Source organism: Cytobacillus sp. BC1816, assembly GCF_051353635.1.
In the GTDB taxonomy this organism is placed as follows: domain Bacteria; phylum Bacillota; class Bacilli; order Bacillales; family Cytobacillaceae; genus Cytobacillus; species Cytobacillus oceanisediminis_C.
In genome coordinates, this window is record NZ_CP195611.1 from 638,033 (window position 1) to 657,917 (window position 19,885).

At 39.6% G+C, this 19,885-nt stretch carries 21 protein-coding genes and 2 pseudogenes; 21 read left to right on the forward strand and 2 right to left on the reverse strand.

Going from position 1 to position 19,885, the window contains the following annotated elements:
• Nucleotides 1–27: 27 nt before the first annotated feature.
• The 8 genes and pseudogenes from ACR42H_RS03500 (at nt 28) to ACR42H_RS03535 (ending at nt 6,187) form a co-directional block, all read left to right on the forward strand.
• Nucleotides 28–507, forward strand: a pseudogene (locus tag ACR42H_RS03500) (GNAT family N-acetyltransferase).
• 266 nt (nt 508–773) lie between these two features.
• Entirely contained in the window at nt 774–1,079 is a 306-nt protein-coding gene (locus ACR42H_RS03505; RefSeq protein WP_217034665.1) for a metal-sensing transcriptional repressor, read from the forward strand.
• Between the two features lie 227 nt (nt 1,080–1,306).
• Nucleotides 1,307–1,423, forward strand: a complete 117-nt coding sequence (locus tag ACR42H_RS03510; protein WP_436374733.1) for a metal-sensing transcriptional repressor — start codon at nt 1,307–1,309, stop codon at nt 1,421–1,423.
• A gap of 165 nt (nt 1,424–1,588) precedes the next feature.
• Nucleotides 1,589–1,804 (forward strand): copper chaperone CopZ, encoded by a 216-nt coding sequence (copZ, locus tag ACR42H_RS03515; RefSeq protein ID WP_071157425.1) that lies wholly within the window; start codon nt 1,589–1,591, stop codon nt 1,802–1,804.
• A gap of 112 nt (nt 1,805–1,916) precedes the next feature.
• Nucleotides 1,917–4,334 (forward strand): heavy metal translocating P-type ATPase, encoded by a 2,418-nt coding sequence (locus ACR42H_RS03520; RefSeq protein WP_436374734.1) that lies wholly within the window; start codon nt 1,917–1,919, stop codon nt 4,332–4,334.
• Nucleotides 4,335–4,350: 16 nt separating this feature from the next.
• Nucleotides 4,351–5,166: a hypothetical protein gene (locus ACR42H_RS03525; protein WP_436374735.1), complete on the forward strand. Its 816-nt coding sequence runs from the start codon at nt 4,351–4,353 to the stop codon at nt 5,164–5,166.
• Nucleotides 5,167–5,245: 79 nt separating this feature from the next.
• Nucleotides 5,246–5,464: pseudogene (locus tag ACR42H_RS03530) on the forward strand (glutaredoxin family protein); the annotation flags it as partial.
• Nucleotides 5,465–5,569: 105 nt separating this feature from the next.
• Nucleotides 5,570–6,187, forward strand: a complete 618-nt coding sequence (locus ACR42H_RS03535; RefSeq protein WP_009335320.1) for a nitrite and sulphite reductase 4Fe-4S domain-containing protein — start codon at nt 5,570–5,572, stop codon at nt 6,185–6,187.
• 297 nt (nt 6,188–6,484) lie between these two features.
• Here the strand turns inward: ACR42H_RS03535 and ACR42H_RS03540 are convergent, their stop codons facing one another.
• Nucleotides 6,485–6,895, reverse strand: a complete 411-nt coding sequence (locus ACR42H_RS03540) for a MerR family transcriptional regulator (RefSeq protein WP_436374736.1) — start codon at nt 6,893–6,895, stop codon at nt 6,485–6,487.
• Nucleotides 6,896–7,154: 259 nt separating this feature from the next.
• Between ACR42H_RS03540 and ACR42H_RS03545 the strand changes: the two genes are divergently transcribed.
• The 6 genes from ACR42H_RS03545 to ACR42H_RS03570 all read left to right on the forward strand — a co-directional run bounded on the left by ACR42H_RS03545 (nt 7,155) and on the right by ACR42H_RS03570 (nt 11,641).
• On the forward strand, nt 7,155–8,195 hold the full coding sequence (locus ACR42H_RS03545) for an NAD(P)-dependent alcohol dehydrogenase (protein ID WP_436374737.1): 1,041 nt from the start codon (nt 7,155–7,157) through the stop codon (nt 8,193–8,195).
• A gap of 93 nt (nt 8,196–8,288) precedes the next feature.
• On the forward strand, nt 8,289–8,870 hold the full coding sequence (locus tag ACR42H_RS03550; protein WP_113884144.1) for a sugar O-acetyltransferase: 582 nt from the start codon (nt 8,289–8,291) through the stop codon (nt 8,868–8,870).
• Nucleotides 8,871–8,999: 129 nt separating this feature from the next.
• On the forward strand, nt 9,000–9,575 hold the full coding sequence (locus tag ACR42H_RS03555; protein ID WP_436374738.1) for a LysE family translocator: 576 nt from the start codon (nt 9,000–9,002) through the stop codon (nt 9,573–9,575).
• Between the two features lie 24 nt (nt 9,576–9,599).
• Entirely contained in the window at nt 9,600–10,376 is a 777-nt protein-coding gene (locus ACR42H_RS03560; protein ID WP_436374739.1) for an AraC family transcriptional regulator, read from the forward strand.
• A 101-nt stretch (nt 10,377–10,477) separates the two neighbouring features.
• Nucleotides 10,478–10,858 (forward strand): FAS1-like dehydratase domain-containing protein, encoded by a 381-nt coding sequence (locus ACR42H_RS03565; protein ID WP_113884141.1) that lies wholly within the window; start codon nt 10,478–10,480, stop codon nt 10,856–10,858.
• A gap of 66 nt (nt 10,859–10,924) precedes the next feature.
• Nucleotides 10,925–11,641, forward strand: a complete 717-nt coding sequence (locus ACR42H_RS03570) for a hypothetical protein (RefSeq protein ID WP_436374740.1) — start codon at nt 10,925–10,927, stop codon at nt 11,639–11,641.
• 272 nt (nt 11,642–11,913) lie between these two features.
• Here the strand turns inward: ACR42H_RS03570 and ACR42H_RS03575 are convergent, their stop codons facing one another.
• Nucleotides 11,914–12,918, reverse strand: coding sequence for a DUF3231 family protein (locus tag ACR42H_RS03575; protein WP_436374741.1), 1,005 nt, complete (start codon nt 12,916–12,918; stop codon nt 11,914–11,916).
• A gap of 186 nt (nt 12,919–13,104) precedes the next feature.
• Here ACR42H_RS03575 and ACR42H_RS03580 point away from each other — a divergent pair, with 186 nt between their 5' ends.
• The 7 genes from ACR42H_RS03580 (at nt 13,105) to ACR42H_RS03610 (ending at nt 19,672) form a co-directional block, all read left to right on the forward strand.
• Nucleotides 13,105–13,383, forward strand: a complete 279-nt coding sequence (locus ACR42H_RS03580) for an ArsR/SmtB family transcription factor (protein WP_113884306.1) — start codon at nt 13,105–13,107, stop codon at nt 13,381–13,383.
• Between the two features lie 111 nt (nt 13,384–13,494).
• Nucleotides 13,495–13,878, forward strand: coding sequence for a VOC family protein (locus tag ACR42H_RS03585; RefSeq protein ID WP_113884305.1), 384 nt, complete (start codon nt 13,495–13,497; stop codon nt 13,876–13,878).
• A gap of 194 nt (nt 13,879–14,072) precedes the next feature.
• A complete protein-coding gene (locus ACR42H_RS03590; protein WP_113884138.1) occupies nt 14,073–14,873 on the forward strand; it encodes a peptidoglycan-binding protein in 801 nt (266 codons plus the stop codon).
• 172 nt (nt 14,874–15,045) lie between these two features.
• The gene (locus ACR42H_RS03595) at nt 15,046–15,501 is read left to right on the forward strand and encodes a VOC family protein (RefSeq protein ID WP_436374742.1); all 456 of its coding nucleotides are present in this window, start codon (nt 15,046–15,048) and stop codon (nt 15,499–15,501) included.
• A 97-nt stretch (nt 15,502–15,598) separates the two neighbouring features.
• Nucleotides 15,599–16,987 carry a PLP-dependent aminotransferase family protein gene (locus ACR42H_RS03600; RefSeq protein ID WP_436374743.1) on the forward strand — a complete coding sequence of 463 codons (1,389 nt, stop codon included), beginning with the start codon at nt 15,599–15,601 and terminating at the stop codon, nt 16,985–16,987.
• A 109-nt stretch (nt 16,988–17,096) separates the two neighbouring features.
• Nucleotides 17,097–18,416: an MFS transporter gene (locus ACR42H_RS03605; protein WP_395858196.1), complete on the forward strand. Its 1,320-nt coding sequence runs from the start codon at nt 17,097–17,099 to the stop codon at nt 18,414–18,416.
• A gap of 50 nt (nt 18,417–18,466) precedes the next feature.
• Entirely contained in the window at nt 18,467–19,672 is a 1,206-nt protein-coding gene (locus ACR42H_RS03610) for a PLP-dependent aminotransferase family protein (protein WP_436374744.1), read from the forward strand.
• The last annotated feature ends 213 nt before the right edge of the window (nt 19,673–19,885 follow it).

Here is a 19,885-nt window from a genome sequence, read left to right on the forward strand (position 1 = left end):
ATTTTATAACATTTGAGGTGGCTTATAATGAACACTTACGCAGTTGAGGATTTACCGAGAAATAAAATAACAGAGTTTTTTAAGTTGCAATGGGGAAGCCCAGAAATGGTTACATCCAGTTGAATTTATGATTGTAGTACATTAGATGGTATTACTGTTGTAAATGAAGAAGGCAATATCATTGGCTTAATCACATACATAATTAAAGATAAGGAATGCGAAATTATATCATTAGATAGTATGGAAGAAGGTAAGGGGATAGGCACATCGTTAGATCAAGAAGTAGAAAATCTTGCAATAAAGAATAATTGCAAAATCCTTAAACTCATAGCAACAAACGATAATTTATTAGCATTAAAGTTTTATCAGAAACGAGGATTTATCCTGTCCAAAATTATTAATAATGCGGTGGAAAGAGCGAGAAGGTTAAAACCCGAGATACCCTTAATTGGAAATGATGGTATTCCGATCAGAGATGAAATTGAATTGGTAAAGGTATTGAATTAATGGGTGCTTATATACAAAATTAGCTGCGAATCGAGCAGCTTTTTTCTTTTTCAACTAACTGGGAATTTTTGTTCAAAAACGAATTATTTAAAAAATGTTAACCCTTCCCCATTACTGGGTACTATTCTTTTGCACCGACAGTCGAGATATCTCCAAATGAAAAACACAGACTTAAAATTCCTCTTAAATAGAACTTTAAATAATATATGGTACAATATATCATACCCCAGACGAGTATACTTTAATGTATAAGAAGGAGAGAGTTTATGCATAATTCTGAAGAAGAAAAGTTGACCCATAGGTCAACAAAAGAAAAGGATAAGTTAGTCACTCGATTAAAAAGGATTGAAGGGCAAGTACGCGGCATTCAAAATATGATTGAAAATGACCGGTATTGTGTAGATATCCTAACTCAAATATCTGCAATTAATTCAGCCATGAATAATGTTGGGCTTCATCTGCTGGAAAATCATACAAGACATTGTGTTTCAGATGCTGTTAAAGATGGTAATGGAGAAGAAGCGATTCAGGAATTAATGGATGTATTTAAACGATTTTCTAAGTCACAATAACAAAAGCCAGCACTCGATTGCTGGCTTTATTTTTTATATATTGACATACCCATCATGGGTATGGTAAGTTTAAAGCGTAATAAAAATTAATCACATAAACAAAAAAATGAAAGGGGTGGAATGATTGGCATATCTACTTTTGCTTTCTAAGGAATCCTGTTGTAGCAAGTCAAGAAAAAGGCACAGGTAATTATCCGAATATTTTACAGGAAAAGCTCATTAAAAGGATGAACAGAACAGAAGGGCAAATTAAAGGAATAAAAAATATGATGATTAAGCAAACTTATTGTGATAATATTTTGCATCAAATCACAGCTGCTCAGGCTGCATTAGATTCCGTTTAGAGAGTCATATAAACACGTGTGTCATTACAAGGTTGAAGAAGAAGATCCAGACATTGTGAAGGAGTTTTTAACGACCATTTCAAAAATTACTAAATAAAATTTTTTGTTTATTTTATACCCAGCGGAGGTATAGTATATATATCGACGATTAAGGAGGAATTTTTTATGGAACAAGTAACACTTAACGTTCAAGGAATGTCTTGTGGACATTGTGTCAATTCAATTGAAGGTAATGTAGGGAAGTTAAAGGGTGTTGAGTCTGTCAAGGTTCATCTTTCAGAGGGTAAGGTGGATGTGACATTTGATTCAAATACAGTAAGCTTGAACGAAATTACAGATGTTATTGAAGAACAAGGATATGATATCGAACAACCAGCCTAAGTTTATGTAGTTGTTAAATAAAAATGAAGCAGATCGTGCCCTTTTCAGCGCGATCTGTTTTCGGAAAAAAAACATACCCCACTGGAGTATGAGGACGATAGGAGTGAAAAATATGAGCCAGAAGGAAGCAACCCTTCAAATTGCTGGAATGACTTGTGCTGCTTGTGCAACAAGAATTGAAAAAGGATTGAAGAAAATCGATGGAGTCGAAGACGCCAACGTGAACTTTGCCCTTGAGAAAACAAACATCAAATATGATCCAGATAAAACTGGCACAGCAAAATTTAAGGAGAAAGTCGAATCTTTAGGGTATAACGTTGTAAGTGAGAAAGTGGAGTTTGATATTACAGGAATGACCTGTGCAGCCTGTGCCAATAAAATTGAAAAACGCTTAAATAAGCTGGATGGAGTTGAAAAAGCAGGGGTTAACTATGCAATAGAAACTGTTCTGGTTGAATATAATCCTGAGCAAGTTTCTATCCCTGAAATGAAAGAGGCAATTAAAAAGTTAGGCTATAACCTTGAACAAAAGAAAGAAAATGCAGGGGAACAGGTTGACCATCGACAAAAAGAGATAGGAAAGCAGCAAGGAAAGTTTCTTTTCTCTGCCATTTTATCATTCCCGCTATTGTGGGCAATGGTTAGTCATTTTGAATTTACGTCATTCATTTGGCTGCCCGACATGTTTATGAATCCTTGGGTACAGCTAGCCCTGGCGACACCAGTTCAATTTGTGGTTGGTAAACAGTTTTATGTTGGGGCCTATAAGGCGTTAAGAAACAAGAGTGCAAATATGGATGTGCTAGTTGCTCTTGGTACATCAGCTGCATATTTCTATAGTTTGTATCTAAGCTTTGCATCGATAGGCTCCGATGGCCACATGGTTGAGCTCTATTATGAAACGAGTGCTGTTCTTATTACCTTAATTCTATTAGGTAAACTGTTTGAAGCGAAGGCGAAAGGCCGCTCATCTGAGGCGATTAAGAAGTTAATGGGACTTCAGGCGAAAAATGCAACAGTGGTTCGTGATGGCCAAGAAATGTTTATCCCAATCCAAGAAGTTTTAGCAGGGGATATTGTTTATGTGAAACCTGGTGAAAAGGTACCGGTAGATGGTGAGATTGTGGAAGGAAGATCAGCCCTTGATGAATCAATGTTAACGGGTGAAAGTATTCCAATTGATAAAACGATTGGAGATAGCGTTATTGGTTCAACAATTAATAAAAATGGATTCTTGAAAATTAAAGCAACAAAGGTTGGAAAAGATACAACTTTAGCTCAAATCATTAAGGTAGTTGAAGAAGCCCAAGGCTCTAAAGCACCAATCCAGCGATTGGCAGACGTAATTTCAGGTATTTTTGTGCCGATTGTAGTTGGTATAGCGATTATTGCTTTCCTTGTGTGGTTTTTCTATATCAATCCCGGAGATTTTGCAGATGCTCTTGAAAAATTCATTGCGGTTCTAGTTATTGCTTGCCCTTGTGCCCTTGGTCTTGCAACACCGACTTCGATTATGGCCGGTTCAGGCCGTGCAGCTGAATTTGGGATTTTATTTAAAGGTGGGGAACACCTTGAAACAACACATCGTTTAGATACGATTATCCTGGATAAAACAGGGACAGTTACAAACGGTAAGCCATCCTTAACGGATGTCATTTTAGCGGAAGGAATAGATGAAAACGAATTTCTTACGCTGGTTGGCACAGCGGAAAGAAACTCTGAACATCCACTTGCAGAAGCCATTGTGGAAGGTATCAAAGAAAAAGGAATTAATCTTGGGTCATCGGAGGCATTTGAAGCTATCCCTGGTTTCGGTATCCAGTCAACGGTGAAAGGTAAGCAGTTATTAATCGGGACACGAAGACTCATGGCTAAATATAGTGTCAATGTTCAAGAAGTATTGTCCAAAATGGAAAACTTGGAGAAGCAAGGAAAGACAGCTATGTTAGTAGCAATTGATGGCAGCTATGCAGGTATGGTTGCCGTTGCTGATACCATTAAGGATACATCTAAAGAAGCCATTGCCCGCTTAAACAAAATGGGCTTAGAAGTAGTAATGATCACAGGGGATAATACCCAAACAGCAAAAGCTATTGCGGACCAAGTTGGAATTAAAAAAGTCATTGCGGAGGTTTTACCAGAAGGCAAGGCTGAAGAAGTAAAAAAGCTTCAGCAAGCTGGTAAAAAAGTGGCCATGGTTGGGGATGGAATCAACGATGCCCCTGCACTTGCGACAGCTGATATCGGTATGGCGATTGGTACAGGTACCGATGTGGCAATGGAAGCAGCCGACATCACCCTCATCCGAGGCGATTTATCGAGTATTGCAGATGCGATTTTCATGAGTAAGAAAACAATCACGAATATTAAACAAAATCTATTCTGGGCACTTGCCTATAACGTCATAGGAATTCCAATCGCAGCAGCTGGTTTCTTAGCTCCTTGGTTAGCGGGGGCAGCGATGGCGTTTAGTTCTGTATCGGTTGTTCTTAACGCACTAAGGCTTCAAAGGATTAAGTTAAAAGCTTAAGAAGGAGGGACCTATTTTGAAAAAAGGTATTTTGATTTGGACGCTTTCGGCTATCGTGTACCTTGGGGCAGTTATCGCAGGTTACAATGTGTATGCAAGTATAAATCCAAAAACTGAGGAACACGCTAGTCAAAAAACTACTAATCAAGAGGGAGAAAATATGAACCACGACCACGGGGACCATAGTACAAATGCTATTAGCGAAGTTACACCAAAAGTATCCTACGCTAACGGAGAAATCACCATTGAGCTAAAAGATAAAAATAACCATGTTCCGGAACTGGAAGTTTCCCATGAAAAATACATGCATTTTATTGTCGTAAGTTCAGACTTACAAGAGTACCATCATTTACATCCAAAGAAAATGGGAGATGGAATCTACAAACAGAAAGTAAGTTTAGAGGGTAATTCATATAAAGCTTTCGTTGATTTAAAACCAAAAGGTCTTCAATATTCAGTAATGCCTATTGAATTCCATGCTGGTGAATCGCATCATGAACACGGTAATAACGATCTCGCTGCCGATACGGATTTTACAAAGACAATTAATGGTAAAACGGTTGAATTAACTGCTGAATCCTTTGAGATCAACAAAGAGGTAACTCTTAATTTTGATTTGAAGGATGCAAAACCTGAGCCTCATTTAGGCGCCTTAGGCCATGTTGTTGTCTTGGATGAAGATGGAGAAAAATATATCCATGTTCACCCTGTGGCAGATGATAAAACAGTATTTGACACGAAATTTGATAAGCCGGGCATTTATAAGATTTGGGCTGAATTCAAATTTGAAGGACAAGTGAATGTCTACCCATTCGTTATAGAAGTTAAATAAACAAAAAGGAGAAGTGATTATTATGACAAAAGTTCAGCTTGAGCTTTATACAAGACCTACATGAACAGACTGCCAGGCGGGGAAAGAGTTTCTTTCCCAAAATAAAATATCCTATATTGAATACGATTTAACAAAACAACCGCATAAAGAGGAAGATTTAATTAAAATTACGGGTACTAGAATTGTTCCAGCTTTTGTGTTTAAAAATAAATCCTTATTAGGATGGATGAGTAAGCCTAAGGTCCTTATTGGGTTTGAACAAAATATAGGTGAAATAAAGAAGATACTAAACATATAAAATTAGCTATTTCCTGCAGCTAGATACTGAGAAGGTTATACTTTTAACCATTTATTATACTCTCCATTGGTAGGGTAAATAAAGGAGTGTAAAGGGGAGAAAAAAATGGAGAATGATTCAAAAAAAATAAAACTAGCTATAAACGGAGGAATTGGATTTGGTGCAAAACTCTCCTCTAAACAACTGTTGATGATTTCAAAGTATATGGATGAAGATGAAGAACTTGAGTTAACAACTTTTCAACAACTCTATATAGAGATTCCAGAAAATAAAAAGGAAGAGATTATAGCGGAATTCCAGCATGTCGGATTAGCATGTTATCCAGTTGGATCCTTTGTTAAAAGCTTGAGGACCTGTAATTTTTGCAAAGGGGAAGAGGAAGAGGGAATGCCAGTAGCAAAAGAGATAAATCGCCGTATAGCCGGCAAGCCTGTTCCCTTTACCTTAAAGGTTGCGTATACTGGCTGCCCTATTGGCTGCGGTGAGCCCCTGTTAAGCGATATAGGTATTATGAAAATTAGAGAGCATTACAATTTATATGTTGGAGGCAAAGCAAAAGGCAAAGACGCTGAGGTTGGTTCCTTGTTGGTGGAGAATCTTACGCCAGAAGAACTGTACGCTGTTGTAGAAAAGATTATATCTGTCTACTCACAAATGGGTAAAAAGCGGGAGACATTCTATAAATTTTTGAAACGGATTGGCAGAGGTCAATTAATCAGTTAATAAAAACTGAAATATAGCTGCCAATTAACCTAACAGGAATTTTCATTCAATCTCTATAGTGATGAAAGATTAAAAGTATCCTTCTTTTGCTCAAGGTGGAATTTCTTTTGGAGAAGAGTACCCCTTTGTATTTCAATTAAGTTCTGATGAAAAGGCCCATTTCAACATTGCAGATAGCGGCAGTTTCTATTTTTTCTACAATCAAGATAAACACGACTGGATTGTGTACTGTGATTTTTATTAGACCTTTTTTAGTTAAAAAGAAAGCCGCCTGTATTTAAGACAGGCGGCTTTCTGTCAGCTATTAATCTCTATTTTATCTTCTTTATGAATATCTTCTGTTCCGGCTTCCAGTGCAGTCTTGTAGTATAAGCATTTATGCTCGATGACTTCCATTGTTTTTCTTAGTTCTTCCATTTGTGCTTCTACATTTGCTTTTCGCTCCAGAAACATGTCATATCTTTGCTGCAGTGTGGCATCCCCTTCAGAACACCAGTCTATGAAATTTTTAATTTCCTTAATAGGCATCCCGGTGGCTTTCAGGCATTCTATTACTTTTAGAGCGCTAAGGTCGGATTCTTTAAATAAGCGGTTTCCCCTGGGAGTCCGTTCTACAAAAGGCATCAGACCTTCCTTATCGTAGTAGCGGAGGGTATATACTGTCAGATTCAATTCCTTTGCCACTTCACTGATCGTGTATGTCTTCATTATTTATCTCCTAATCTTAGATATAGACCTAATCTTAGATATAGACCTAGAGTTAACTATAAGGTATGACGTGAGATTACCATGGTATTTTGTAAATGTCAAAGTCACTTTATTGAGCATGAAAAAAAATTGAATTTATCGCTTGACCTAGAGTTAACTATAAGCCTTAACATGGTTGTGAAAAGAGAAAATGATGAAAATTTAAATGAGTTTTTTTAAAATCCATCATTCTCTTAAAAAAATTCAGGAGGTTTTATTCATGATAACTGCTAAAGCGAGGGCCGTTGACGGTCCGGACAAGCCGTTTAGAGCGGCTGAAATTAAACGGCGAGATCTGGATTTGCATGATGTTCTGATTGAAATTAAATATGCCGGCATTTGCCATTCTGACATTCATACTGCTCATGGGGAGTGGGGGCCTGTGAACTATCCGCTCGTACCCGGGCATGAGATTGCAGGAATTGTTGCGGAAGTAGGAGCTGAGGTGACAAAGTACAAGGCTGGAGACCGGGTAGGAGTCGGATGTATGGTTGACTCCTGCGGTGAGTGTGAAAACTGCCGTAAAGGAGAAGAACAATACTGCCTCAAAGGAAATATCCAAACATATGCGGGTGTAGACAAATACGGCGAGCCTACTCAAGGCGGCTATTCTACGCACATTGTAGTACAGGAAGAGTTCGTACTCAGAATCCCTGATAGCATTGAGCTTGACGCGGCAGCCCCGCTGCTTTGTGCGGGAATTACCACTTATTCGCCGCTAAATCATTGGGAAGCTGGGCCGGGCAAGAAAGTAGCGGTTGTCGGTATGGGCGGCCTTGGCCATATGGCTGTCAAAATTGCACATGCCATGGGTGCAGAAGTGACAGTCCTTTCGCAAACATTGAATAAAAAAGAAGACGGCCTGCAATTCGGAGCAGACCATTATTTTGCCACAAGCGACCCGGAAACTTTCAAAAAACTTGCCGGAACGTTTGACTTAATTATTAACACGGTAAGTGCGAAAATCGACATAGATGCTTACTTCTCACTGCTCACGCTTGATGGAACATTGGTTAACGTGGGTGCTCCTGCAGAGCCATTGTCTGTCAATGTATTCTCACTCATCGGCCATCGCCGTTCCTTTGCGGGTTCAATGATTGGAGGCATACGTGAGACTCAGGAAATGCTGGATTTCTGTGCAAAACATAATATCATTCCAAAGATTGAAGTCATTACAGCTGATCAAATAGATGATGCTTACGAACGAGTATTAGCATCAGATGTGAAGTATCGATTTGTGATTGATATCAGCACTATGTAAATGGTTCAAAGATGTCCTGAAAGCCTGGCTTTTGGGACATTCTATTTTTAACTTAGATTTTTTATGGGCATACAAAGAAAGGTGGTTAAAAAAATGAACATGGAAGATTTTATAGATTTCTGCCGAAAGGGAAATCCCATTTCAGGTGAGGACAAAGAATTGCATGGGCTACTAATTCAATGCAGTTATGAAGCTCAAAGGATCACTATGGAATTGAATACCTCGTTTCATTCAAAAGAGGAAATAGCAGAGATATTCAGTGAACTGACAGGAAGCCAAGTTGATTCTTCCTTTATGTGTTTTCCGCCATTTTATACAGACTTCGGCAAGAATATCACGATTGGCAAGAACGTGTTTTTTAACACAGGATGTTCCTTCCAGGACAGGGGCGGAATTCGGATCGGAGACGGAGCCATGATCGGTATGAATGTCACGATTGCTACACTGAATCACGGGTTATCCTTAGAAACAAGAAACACAACATACCCGTCACCAGTTATCATTGGCAAAAACGTCTGGATTGGTTCAAACGCAACCATCCTGCCTGGTGTGACGATTGGTGAAAACTCAGTGGTTGCAGCAGGAGCCGTTGTCACTAAGGATGTTCCTGAAAATACTGTTGCTGCAGGAGTTCCTGCGAAAGTTGTGAAGAGGATTAATGCTGGTTTAGAGTGATTATAGTGTTATTAAAACTTTCTCCCATAGATACAGCTCTTGTTCTGCTTCCTCTGCAATAATATACTATAAGCCGCTTAATCCTAAGATGTATATTTATGTGAGAATACCCTGAAAGGAGTTTCATTCATGAATATTACATCTTTTTTATTATATTGTTTTATCGTTACGTTTACGCCAGGTCCAACGAATATCGTCATATTATCCACTGTCCATAATATTGGGACAAAGAAGGCGATGGAATATACCTATGGTGCTACCATTGCATTTGGTCTGCTGCTTATGATTTCAGCTATGCTGAATACGATCCTTATGGAGGTCATACCAAAGATTTTAATGGTTATGCAGTTAATCGGAAGCTTTTATATATTCTATCTGGCTTATCAAATATTCAAAGCGGATACTTCAAAGCAAGCTGTAAACCAAAATGGGACCTTTATGTCAGGCTTCCTGATGCAGTTTTTAAATCCAAAGGTTGTTTTATTTACAATGACAGTCATTCCCAGCTTCATCATGCCGTATTATACGGAAGTGCCTGCTGTGGCAATGAGTGTTCTCGTCATTACGTTTATTGGATTTTTAGCATTCATTACATGGGTTCTTTGCGGTACCATTTTCAAGGCGTTTTTACTGAAGCATGATAGGATTGTAAATATAGTAATGGCCATATTTTTAGCTTATTCCGGTGTGATGATCTGGATGTAGGTATGCTGTTAAGGAGTGAATCCAATGGACAAATTTATCTATAAAAAATCGGCAGGCATTACTGCGTTGTCAGCAAGTATTTCTGAATTTGCGTATAAAAGGCATGCTCACGCGGAATATGCAATAGGTGTGACCCTGCGCGGCATTCAGCACTATACCCTGGATGGCGGTCTGCAATTATCCTATCCAAATGGCGTTATGCTCTTTAATCCGGAACAGGCACATGACGGAATGGCGCATGATGAGACTGGCCTTGACTATGTAATGTTATATATTGACCCCCAGTTGATTTCAGAGGTTAGCGGGACAAAGGATATCGTCCGTTTTTCAAATCCCGTGGTGTATGATGAACGGCTTGAACAAAAAATATTGAGTCTTTCTCATGCCATTTTAAGCGAAAAAGATGAAGCTTTTTGCGGTGAATTACTAATATCCCTCACAGATTATCTCAATCAAACCAAACTTTCATCATACGATAAGAAAGATAATGCTCTAATTAGAAAAGCGAAGGATATGGTTCATGGGAGCTTGGAGAATGTGCTTAAACTTGACGACATATGTAAGGAGCTGAATCTATCAAAATACCAGTTTATCAGATTATTTAAAGCTCATACCGGAATTTCACCATATCAGTATTTTCTCAACTGCAAGATTGAACGAGCCAAGCAGGTAATAGAAAAAAATAAAGACATCTATGCCGCTGTTAGTGAATGTGGTTTTGTTGATTTAACTCACTTAAATAAGCATTTTAAAAGCGTATATGGGACTACAGCATTTGAATATATGTCACATTTAAATTGAGAGGCTGAAATGTAAGGGGCAGCTTTGGATATTAGTTGAATACTATCCATAACCATTGTAATATTCAGTTGTTAATTGATACCTTCGGGAGGGAGATTGGTATGCCATTAAAAGTAGGGGACATAATTACATTTGAACGGACTTTTACAAAAAGGGATGTTGAATTATTTACAGAGATATCAGGTGATGAAGGAATTCATCATATAACCCCGGATGAACAGGGGAGGCTTGTGGTTCAAGGGTTATTAACGGCCACTCTTCCAACCAAAGTGGGCGGAGACGCAAACGTGTTGGCCCGTACGATGAATTTTGAGTTTTTGAGACCTGTTTTTACAGGAGATACTATCAGCTGTGAAGTAACCATCGATAAATATGAAGAGCAAGATCGTAATAGAATGGCTATTGCGGCCACTTTCCTTTGTACGAATCAGAATGAGAAACAAGTACTAAGAGGGAATTTTGCGGGTGTAATATTATCTTAAATAGTACTTATATTAAGCAGCTGCCAGCAAGGCGGCTTTTTCTTTTTGGACTAAAGAATATAAAAATTGAAAAATATGGAACCTCCGGCAATGAAATCCGTAATAGTAATAAAGAAAGGTACAAGGGGGATTTACATGATCTGGTTACTCCTGCTTGCAGTGGTTATCTGGATTATTTTATTTTTGCGCAAAAAGCTCTCATTTAAATTTGGATTATCTCCAAAATCATTAGACATAAAACCGATTAAAGGATTAAAAAAGCTAAGTGATCACCTGGAGAGGTCTCTTAGTAAAAGTTATATGGGAAACGTAGAAGAGAGGGTAATGAAAGAAATTAAGCTAAAAGAAAATGAGTACAGCTGGCGTCTGCTGGATTTAAAAAGCTACTTTATTTTGACTTCTCTTTTAAAAGAGTCCCCGATGTTCAGTGGAAAAGTAGATGATCTGTGGCATCAGATGCTCATGTTTACCCGTGAGTATGATGATTTTTCAAAAGAATACTTAGGAAGCACTCTCCATCATAGTCCGAATTTAAAAAAGTCGCCTGAACCTGATTTGCGCGGATTTTTTGATTGGGTGTATGGTGAGCTCTTTTTCATAAGAAATGAAAATATCCATCTTTATAAGGGATTTTACAGATTCCCTGTACCTCCAAATATAATTGATGAATTTAAACGTTTGCCGGAAAATGAACTAGTAGAGCTTTATTTTAAGAGTGATAGCAAATATATGGCTACTGTGCTCTCACTTATATCTGCCATGAAAAAAACAGCAAAACTATAACGCAATGCTCGTTCCTTTCATCTCTGTTTCCTATTATCATTATGATGATTTTTCCAGTTACATGAAAATCAGCAGCAAGCTTTCATCAAGTTGTACAAGCTGCGGATCGGGCAGCTCCTGCAGTTCCTGCTCATCATGCAGTTCCTGTTCAAGCTGCGGCGGGGGCGGAGATTAATAAAAAGAGAGCCGAGCTGGTCGAAAGGCTAAGACCGGCTCAGCTGCCGGTAAACATTGATTGGGGGAACACCCCTCACACAAATGAGGGGGATAACTTATTTATCTTGAGCAAGCTCTTTTCTATTGGGAGCAAGCGGCGGCTGTTCAAACCACTTGTTTTTCACCATAATACTGAACCATTTCCTGGTGATTCCTAATGTTTTTAGAATGGCTTTTTCATAAGCAACGGCCAGGTCTGTCCGCATGGATCCGGCTAGGCCTGTCCCGTAATATACTTGAGCAGTTTGAGCCAGAAAACCCATATGGTACAACATTAATTTATCTGAGAAAGGAGAGTCTTTTGATGTGGTAATCTCCGATTCCAGCGACATTGGGACTGGCAAATTATCTTTATACATAATTTTTGAAAGGGCTTGCAGATTTTCATCAGCGGCTTTTTCTAATTCCTCAAAAAACTTCCTTATATCTTTCGATTCTGTGACTTGACTGAATCCGATGGAAAGGGCTTTTGCCATAATCCCCTTTTTTATGTTAAGAGATATACTGATTATTTCTGTAGAAGATAAAACTCTCCCTTTTCCGAAAAATCCATCAGTAAAATCTTTTGCAGTAATAAGTTCAGGGCTTTCGGCAGGGTAAAAATAGGGATCTCTCTGAAAAACTCCTTTTTTCAGCAGCAGCTCAATGGTTAAATCGTACATGCTTTTTGCATCATCAACACATGAATTATAAAACTCCCTTATATCCTTTCTGACCGAAACACTTAAAGCGGTAGTATGACCCAACAAACCATGTATAGTCATAATATGTAAATAATTTAAGCAGAATGTGTCTGAAAACAATCTCTCTGCACTTTTATTGAGGTCGGACTCTGTAAACCCAATGGGCACTGGAAATCCATCCCTCTCAATGAAGGAAACAAGCTGCTTCTTTTGCTTTTCCCCTGTCTTAATGGCGATTTCAAAGACTTGTTTTGTTTCTTCGTCTTCTATAATAGAAATCATATACCTATTTACGATCTCGGTCATTGTTCCGTTTACATACTCCCCCCATAGTGTTCCTATTTCGGAAGATGTAAGCTTTAAATTATCATTTTCCAATTGTTCTCACCTCTTCTGTATTTTTTACTCATACAGCATGAGGTATGCATTCCATTGGCCTTAAACCTTTAAGATTAATTGTGCAGCTTCTGGTACTTACCGTCGACATTGATACGGCACTGCAATTATGCAACATTTAAGTTGCTTGTGTTGACAGGTAACCATTAGGTTGCTTATAATCATAATATGAATTGGGACAAAGACGCTATATTCAAAGCACTTGGTGATTCGACTCGGCGGCTTATATTGGACGAACTGTCTGAACGTAAAGAGATGACGCTATATGAATTAACGGCTCGTCTCATTATGAAGCACGGTCTTTCCATTTCGAGGCAGGCAATAGCTAAACACCTTTCTGTTTTGGAAGAAGCAGAGCTCATAAAATCCGAACGAAAGGGAAAATATCGTGTAATTATTTTCAATAACCAGCCACTTAAAAATTTGCTGAAAGGATGGCTAGAGTAATTTACTAAAAGCAGAATAGGAATTCTAACAAATATGCGGGCTGGTTTTGCTGGCACCCAGATTGTTAGTACAGAATCATGCGCTATATATATCAAAGGAGGCAAAAACATGATGAAAGTAATTGTCACCAGTATCTTCGTCCAGGATCAAGATAAGGCATTGAAATTTTATACAGAAACGCTGGGGTTTGCAAAAAAGCATGACATTCCAGTCGGAGAACACAGGTGGATCGCCCTTGTTTCTCCCGAAGATCAAGACGGTACGGAGCTATTGCTGGAACCGAACGTACATCCGGCCGCCAAAGAATACCAAAAGAAGATATTTGCAGAAGGAATTCCGGCAACCATGTTTGGCGTTGCTGATGTACACGAAGAATATAACCGATTAATAAAACATGGAGTGATATTTACTATTGAGCCGACCGTAATGGGTGATGTCACACTGGCTGTATTCAATGATACATGCGGCAACCTTATTCAAATAGTGCAGAACTAGCCTGAAATAAGGGCCTTTATGGAGGTCCTATTTTCTCATTGTGCTGCGTAATATATACTCAGACAAAATAGAACCCATTATTTCAAATTAATGGATTATACAGGGCCGAACGTTGTGATTCTGCTTTCTATACACGAATAATGTCAATTCCTCTCGAATTCTTTTATGTAAAAAGAAATTGGGGAGGATTTTTTATGTTAAAGAGATTTAGAAACATGCTGATGGTTCTTGCTGCTGGAGTTCTTATGCTTGCCGCTCCTTCATATACAGAAGCAGCGCTTGGGGAACGGACACTTGCCAATGGATCATCAGGGTCAGATGTGGCCGAATTGCAGGATTACCTGATGACAAAAGGGGTTTTCCCGTACCATACGTCGACAGGATACTATGGATCTATCACGGTGGAAGCCGTCAAGGATTTTCAGCGTAAGCGCAATCTGAAGGTTGATGGAATTGCAGGAAAGCAAACAGGCCATGCGTTAAAAGTGCTGAGATATGGAGACATTGGGAAGCAAGTCATCCAAATTCAATATCAACTGAAACAAACAGGTCACTATAAATCTAATTTAGATGGTATTTATGGAAATGGCACAGTGAGCGCCGTCAAGAGCTTTCAAAAACAGCAAGGACTGACTGCAGACGGAATTGCCGGCCCTAGAACAAGAGCAGAGCTGGATCGAAAGGCCAAGCCTGGTTCAGCTGCCGGTAAAACATTGACTGTGGAAAGCACAGCGTACACGGCAGATTGTGAGGGCTGTTCAGGTGTGACACGGATGGGTCTGGATTTAAATAAGTACCCTGATGCGAAAGTGATTGCTGTCGATCCCAGTGTCATTCCGCTTGGCTCCATTGTAAAAGTAGAAGGCTATGGAGTTGCGATAGCAGCGGACATAGGCGGCGGCATAAATGGAAGTTCAATCGATGTGTTCATTCCTAACCGCAGTGATGCCCTTCAATGGGGGCGAAAAAGCGTGCGTGTGGAAGTAATCGAATAAGTATGAGCTGGCCCGCACAATCATGCGGGGCAGCTTTTTTTGTTTTGGAATACCTAAAGAGAGGAAGGCAAATACATATAAAGCAGTATAGAATTTCATCCATATTGTGGACGGAATATGGATCTGTTACTGGTATATTGATGCTAAGAACATGATGGACAGGGGTGAAAAAATGATTAAAGGACTGTACGAAGCACATTTGCCGGTAAGTAATATCAGCAGGTCAATTGAGTTTTACAGGGGCTTGGGATTGGAATTAGCAATAAATTATGAAAAAACTGCATTTTTTTGGATCGTTAAGAATGAAAGCTGGCTTGGGTTATGGGAATGTGACCAGGCACATATTACTTATCATCCGTCCATCAGACATATTGCTTTTAGAGTAGATTTAGAAGATCTAAAGAATGCCAAAACGTGGCTCGAAAAGCGCGGCATCGAAATGCGTGAAGAATTCGGCTTTAAACCTCTTGAACCCATTATAATGCCAGACCAGACACATGCTATGGTCTATTTTCATGACCCAGATGGAAATTCATTGGAGTTTATCTGTAAATTATCATCTGAGCCTGAAGATAAACCAAAGATGTATTTAAGTGATTGGGAGAAGTATTTGAAGAATAAAAACTAAATTTTTTCTTAGTTCAACGAAATGGGCAGGTTGTGGAACAAGGGTTATAATTAAAGAAACAGTTTCATTGAAAACTTGTATAAAAAGGGTGCGTATCATGCCGATTAATTCTTTTGAAAACTATCCTATGACCTGGAAGCCATCCATTGATAAAACAGAAAAGCCCATTTATCAAGCACTGGCAGGGCAATTGGAACAGGATATTCTAAATGGAGTGTTATTACCCGGAACGAAACTTCCTCCACAGCGGGAATTGGCCGATTATTTAGATTTAAATTTGAGCACCATTTCAAAAGCATTTAAAGTTTGTGAGTTAAAGGGGTTGTTAAGTGCAACGGTTGGAAGCGGCACATTTGTGTCCTATGATGCTCTATCGAATGCGTATTTACTTGAAGATACAAAGCCGAAGCACTTAATTGAAATGGGGGCAACACTTCCGGATAATGCTTCTTTCGAGCCGCTGATGCTACAGCTGAAAAGTATGCTGCAGGAGACAGATTATGAAAAATGGTTTGGTTATGGCCGGGGAGGCGAAAGCCATTGGCAAAAGGATGCAGCGGTAAAGCTAATCCGCAGGGGCGGGTTAGAAACAACCGTTGATCACATTTTATTTGCAAATGGCGGTCAAAATGCTATTGCTGCTGCATTGGCAAGTCTTTGTAAGCCGGGAGAGCGCATTGGAGTTGACCAGCATACATACCCTGGCTTAAAAACGGCTGCAGCAATGCTTAGTGTGCAGCTGGTGCCAATAAAAACAGAGAACTATGAAATGTGTCCAGCATCTTTTGAATATGCATGTAAAACTGAAAATATTAAAGGCATTTACTTGATTCCGGATTATCATAATCCGACAGCTTCCTTTATGTCGGTTGAGAATCGAAAAATGATCGCAGCTATTGCCAAAAAGTATAATCAGTTCATTATCGAAGATGCGTCATACCATCTTCTCAGCAATGAACCACTGCCGGCAGTCGCATCATTTGCACCAGAACAGGTCATCTATATTGCAAGTTTATCCAAATCGTTTGCACCGGGTCTGCGGATGGCCTATGCTGCAGTGCCCAGTCAATTCAAGGAGCCAATTTCAAGGGCACTTTATAATTTAAATGTATCCGTTTCTCCTTTACTGGCAGAACTGGCAGCGCGTACAATTGTATCCAATCTATTTGAAGCCTTAATTGAAGGCCATCAGGAGCAGACGATTCGCAGAAACCAGCTCGTAAACAGATATCTGGCAGGCTTTACGTGCTTAGGTGCTGAAACAGGCATCTTTCGCTGGCTGCTATTGCCAGGCAAGATTACAGGGGCAGAATTTGAAGCGTTAGCTAAACAGCAAGGAGTACAGGTATTTGCAGCAGAACGGTTTGTAGTTGGAAACAGTTGTCCGGAGAGGGCCGTAAGAGTTTCTGTTTGTGCCCCGGAAACGCTTGAAGATCTTGAGAGAGGATTGATTATCCTTAAACGTCTGTTAGACAGTCTTATCTAATATTGTTTGCCATACAATTATAATATTGTATGGCTTTTTTGCTCGTGTTAAGATGATTTAAATCTAGTTGGAATATTATGAAAATAGAACTTTCTAGAAAGGAGGTTAGATGTTGCTGTTTAAAAATAGTGAAAAAGTGTTAGACTCCCATTCTGCCTGGCTGCAAAGCTGCATCAATTCTTCTGAAAAACAGCAGCAACTATACAAAAGAACATTAATTGTCATTGTCATATCCCAGATTTTTGGCGGAGCAGGACTTGCAGCCGGGATAACAGTAGGGGCACTTCTAGCTCAAAATATGCTGGGTACAGATAGTGTTACGGGAATTCCGACGGCATTGTTTACTTTAGGGTCAGCGGGGGCTGCGCTGCTGGTGGGGCGGCTTTCCCAGCGGTTTGGACGCCGTCCTGGACTTGCGGCAGGATTTTTGGCTGGAGGCATCGGTGCCATTGGAGTAGTGGTTTCATCTTTAACTAACAGCATTCTGCTATTATTTATTTCACTGCTCATCTACGGGGCTGGAACGGCTACAAACTTACAGGCGCGCTACGCTGGAACAGACCTGGCAAACCCGGCACAAAGGGCAAAGGCTATTAGCATGGCCATGGTTTCCACTACGTTCGGTGCTGTCGCCGGCCCAAATCTTGTGGATGTAATGGGGGAGTTTGCCATATCCATAGGAATTCCTGCTTTAGCGGGTCCATTTATATTAGCTGCTGCAGCGTATATACTTGCTGGATTGGTTCTATTTATGTTCCTTCGTCCTGATCCATTTATTGTGGCAAAAGCAATATCAGATGAACAAAGTAAAACCAGCCATTTAGAGAAAAATTTGAATTTGGCATCGATAAACAGGCGAGGTATTTTTGCAGGAGCTGCCGTAATGGTTTTAACTCAATTTGTGATGATGGCCATTATGACGATGACACCCATACATATGGGACACCATGGACATGCTTTGAATAAAGTGGGGCTTGTCATTGGATTTCATATAGGTGCGATGTTTTTGCCTTCGTTAGTAACTGGTTTCCTTGTTGACAAAATTGGCCGTGCTGTTATGGTTATTGCTTCAGCTATTACCCTGCTTGCCTCTGGCATTCTGGCTGCAGCCGGACCTGCTGATTCAATGGCCGCACTCAATATAGCCCTTGTTTTACTCGGGCTTGGCTGGAATTTTGGCTTAATTAGCGGCACCGCCATTCTTGTAGATTCAACTCACGCTTCTACTCGGGCTAAAACGCAGGGTTCTATCGATGTATGGATTGCTTTATCAGGAGCATTAGGAGGAGGTGTATCCGGAATAGTTGTAGCATACTCCAGCTATGCAGCCCTTTCAATTTCTGGTGCTGCCCTTTCATTACTGCTGATCCCCCTCGTTTTTTGGGCAGGTATCCATCAAAAAGAGAAAAGTATAAGCATAAGTGACTGAATTTTCTGTATGATAATTAACTCCAAAAAATTAAAAAGGAATGTTTATAAATGGAACATAAATTTGCTGAGAGAGCTCGCTTTGTAACATCTTCTGAGACACGTGAAATATTAAAAATAACAGAAAGACCAGAAGTAATCTCTTTTGCGGGAGGACTGCCAGCCCCGGAGCTGTTTCCTATAGACCCTCTAAAGGATGCATGCAATGCTGTATTGAATGAAGATGGTGTGGCTGCCCTTCAATATAGTACAACTGAAGGCTATATTCCTTTTAGAGAAGCTATTTGTCAGAGAATGAAAATGGCTGGGATTGACTCCAGCTTTGAAAATGTTCTTATTACATCCGGATCCCAGCAGGCAATCGACCTTACGGGAAGATTATTTATCAATGAGGGAGATGCGATTATTTGTGAAAGCCCGACCTATCTTGCCGCCATTAATGTATTCAAGTCATATAAGGCCCAATTTATTGAAGTAGCAATGGATGAAGATGGAATGTTGATGGAAGAGCTGGAGAAAAGGCTGCAAGAGCATCCCCATGCAAAATTTATTTATACGATCCCTGATTTCCAAAACCCTACTGGCCGCACCTTAAAACTTGAAAGGCGAAAAAGAATGATTGAGCTTGCTAATCAATATGATGTGCTGATTGTAGAGGATAATCCCTACGGTGCTGTAAGATTTGCCGGAGAGGAAATCCCTCCAGTAAAACATTTTGACACAGAAGGCAGAGTCATTTATTTAAGCACTTTCTCGAAGATTTTCGCTCCCGGTCTTCGGCTTGGCTGGATTTGTGCAGACCCATTTTTTATTGATAAGTATGTTGCTTTTAAGCAAACAGCTGACTTGCACACTGATAGCTTTGCTCAAAGAATTACGGCAAAGTATATGGAACTTTACGATATCGAAGAGCACATTCATAAAATAAAAGCTGTTTATAAAGAAAGGTGCACAGCAATGTTATCCTGCATTGAAGAATTTTTCCCCAATAATATATCTTACAGTAAGCCGGAAGGCGGATTATTTATTTGGATTGAGCTTCCAGAGGGCATTGATTCAGCGCATATATTTACAGAGTGCCTGAATAACAATGTTGCTTGTGTACCTGGCGCTCCCTTTTTTCCAAATGGAACACAAACAAATACATTGCGTTTAAATTACTCCAATATGTCTAAAAAGAAAATTGTTGAAGGGGTTAAGCGTATGGGAGAAGTATTGCACCGGGAATTACAAAAAGATTCAATGCTGACTGTCTGACGGAAAGAAGATGTTGTGCCCCAATTTGGTTTAGTTTAATATCTGCAAGACGAAATAATACTCTATAACCAGCAGTCAATCTAAACTCACACTACGAAAGAGGTTTTTGGAAAATGTCGGAATAACCAAATGTTCCTCACCCAATAACCTGGCCATCATTAGAGGTAAGGTGCCGAGTATATTGTTAAATAATGATATAAAAAGAAAAGCCCA

Excerpts from the sequence above, each read along its gene's own strand:
- ACR42H_RS03505 (WP_217034665.1), top strand. The coding sequence starts at position 774 with ATGCATAATTCTGAAGAAGAAAAGTTGACCCATAGGTCAACAAAAGAA.
- ACR42H_RS03510 (WP_436374733.1), top strand. The coding sequence starts at position 1,307 with ATGAACAGAACAGAAGGGCAAATTAAAGGAATAAAAAATATGATGATT.
- copZ (WP_071157425.1), top strand. The coding sequence starts at position 1,589 with ATGGAACAAGTAACACTTAACGTTCAAGGAATGTCTTGTGGACATTGT.
- ACR42H_RS03520 (WP_436374734.1), top strand. The coding sequence starts at position 1,917 with ATGAGCCAGAAGGAAGCAACCCTTCAAATTGCTGGAATGACTTGTGCT.
- ACR42H_RS03535 (WP_009335320.1), top strand. The coding sequence starts at position 5,570 with ATGGAGAATGATTCAAAAAAAATAAAACTAGCTATAAACGGAGGAATT.
- ACR42H_RS03540 (WP_436374736.1), bottom strand. The coding sequence starts at position 6,895 with ATGAAGACATACACGATCAGTGAAGTGGCAAAGGAATTGAATCTGACA.
- ACR42H_RS03545 (WP_436374737.1), top strand. The coding sequence starts at position 7,155 with ATGATAACTGCTAAAGCGAGGGCCGTTGACGGTCCGGACAAGCCGTTT.
- ACR42H_RS03550 (WP_113884144.1), top strand. The coding sequence starts at position 8,289 with ATGAACATGGAAGATTTTATAGATTTCTGCCGAAAGGGAAATCCCATT.
- ACR42H_RS03555 (WP_436374738.1), top strand. The coding sequence starts at position 9,000 with ATGAATATTACATCTTTTTTATTATATTGTTTTATCGTTACGTTTACG.
- ACR42H_RS03560 (WP_436374739.1), top strand. The coding sequence starts at position 9,600 with ATGGACAAATTTATCTATAAAAAATCGGCAGGCATTACTGCGTTGTCA.
- ACR42H_RS03565 (WP_113884141.1), top strand. The coding sequence starts at position 10,478 with ATGCCATTAAAAGTAGGGGACATAATTACATTTGAACGGACTTTTACA.
- ACR42H_RS03580 (WP_113884306.1), top strand. The coding sequence starts at position 13,105 with ATGAATTGGGACAAAGACGCTATATTCAAAGCACTTGGTGATTCGACT.
- ACR42H_RS03585 (WP_113884305.1), top strand. The coding sequence starts at position 13,495 with ATGAAAGTAATTGTCACCAGTATCTTCGTCCAGGATCAAGATAAGGCA.
- ACR42H_RS03590 (WP_113884138.1), top strand. The coding sequence starts at position 14,073 with ATGTTAAAGAGATTTAGAAACATGCTGATGGTTCTTGCTGCTGGAGTT.
- ACR42H_RS03595 (WP_436374742.1), top strand. The coding sequence starts at position 15,046 with ATGATTAAAGGACTGTACGAAGCACATTTGCCGGTAAGTAATATCAGC.
- ACR42H_RS03600 (WP_436374743.1), top strand. The coding sequence starts at position 15,599 with ATGCCGATTAATTCTTTTGAAAACTATCCTATGACCTGGAAGCCATCC.
- ACR42H_RS03605 (WP_395858196.1), top strand. The coding sequence starts at position 17,097 with ATGTTGCTGTTTAAAAATAGTGAAAAAGTGTTAGACTCCCATTCTGCC.
- ACR42H_RS03610 (WP_436374744.1), top strand. The coding sequence starts at position 18,467 with ATGGAACATAAATTTGCTGAGAGAGCTCGCTTTGTAACATCTTCTGAG.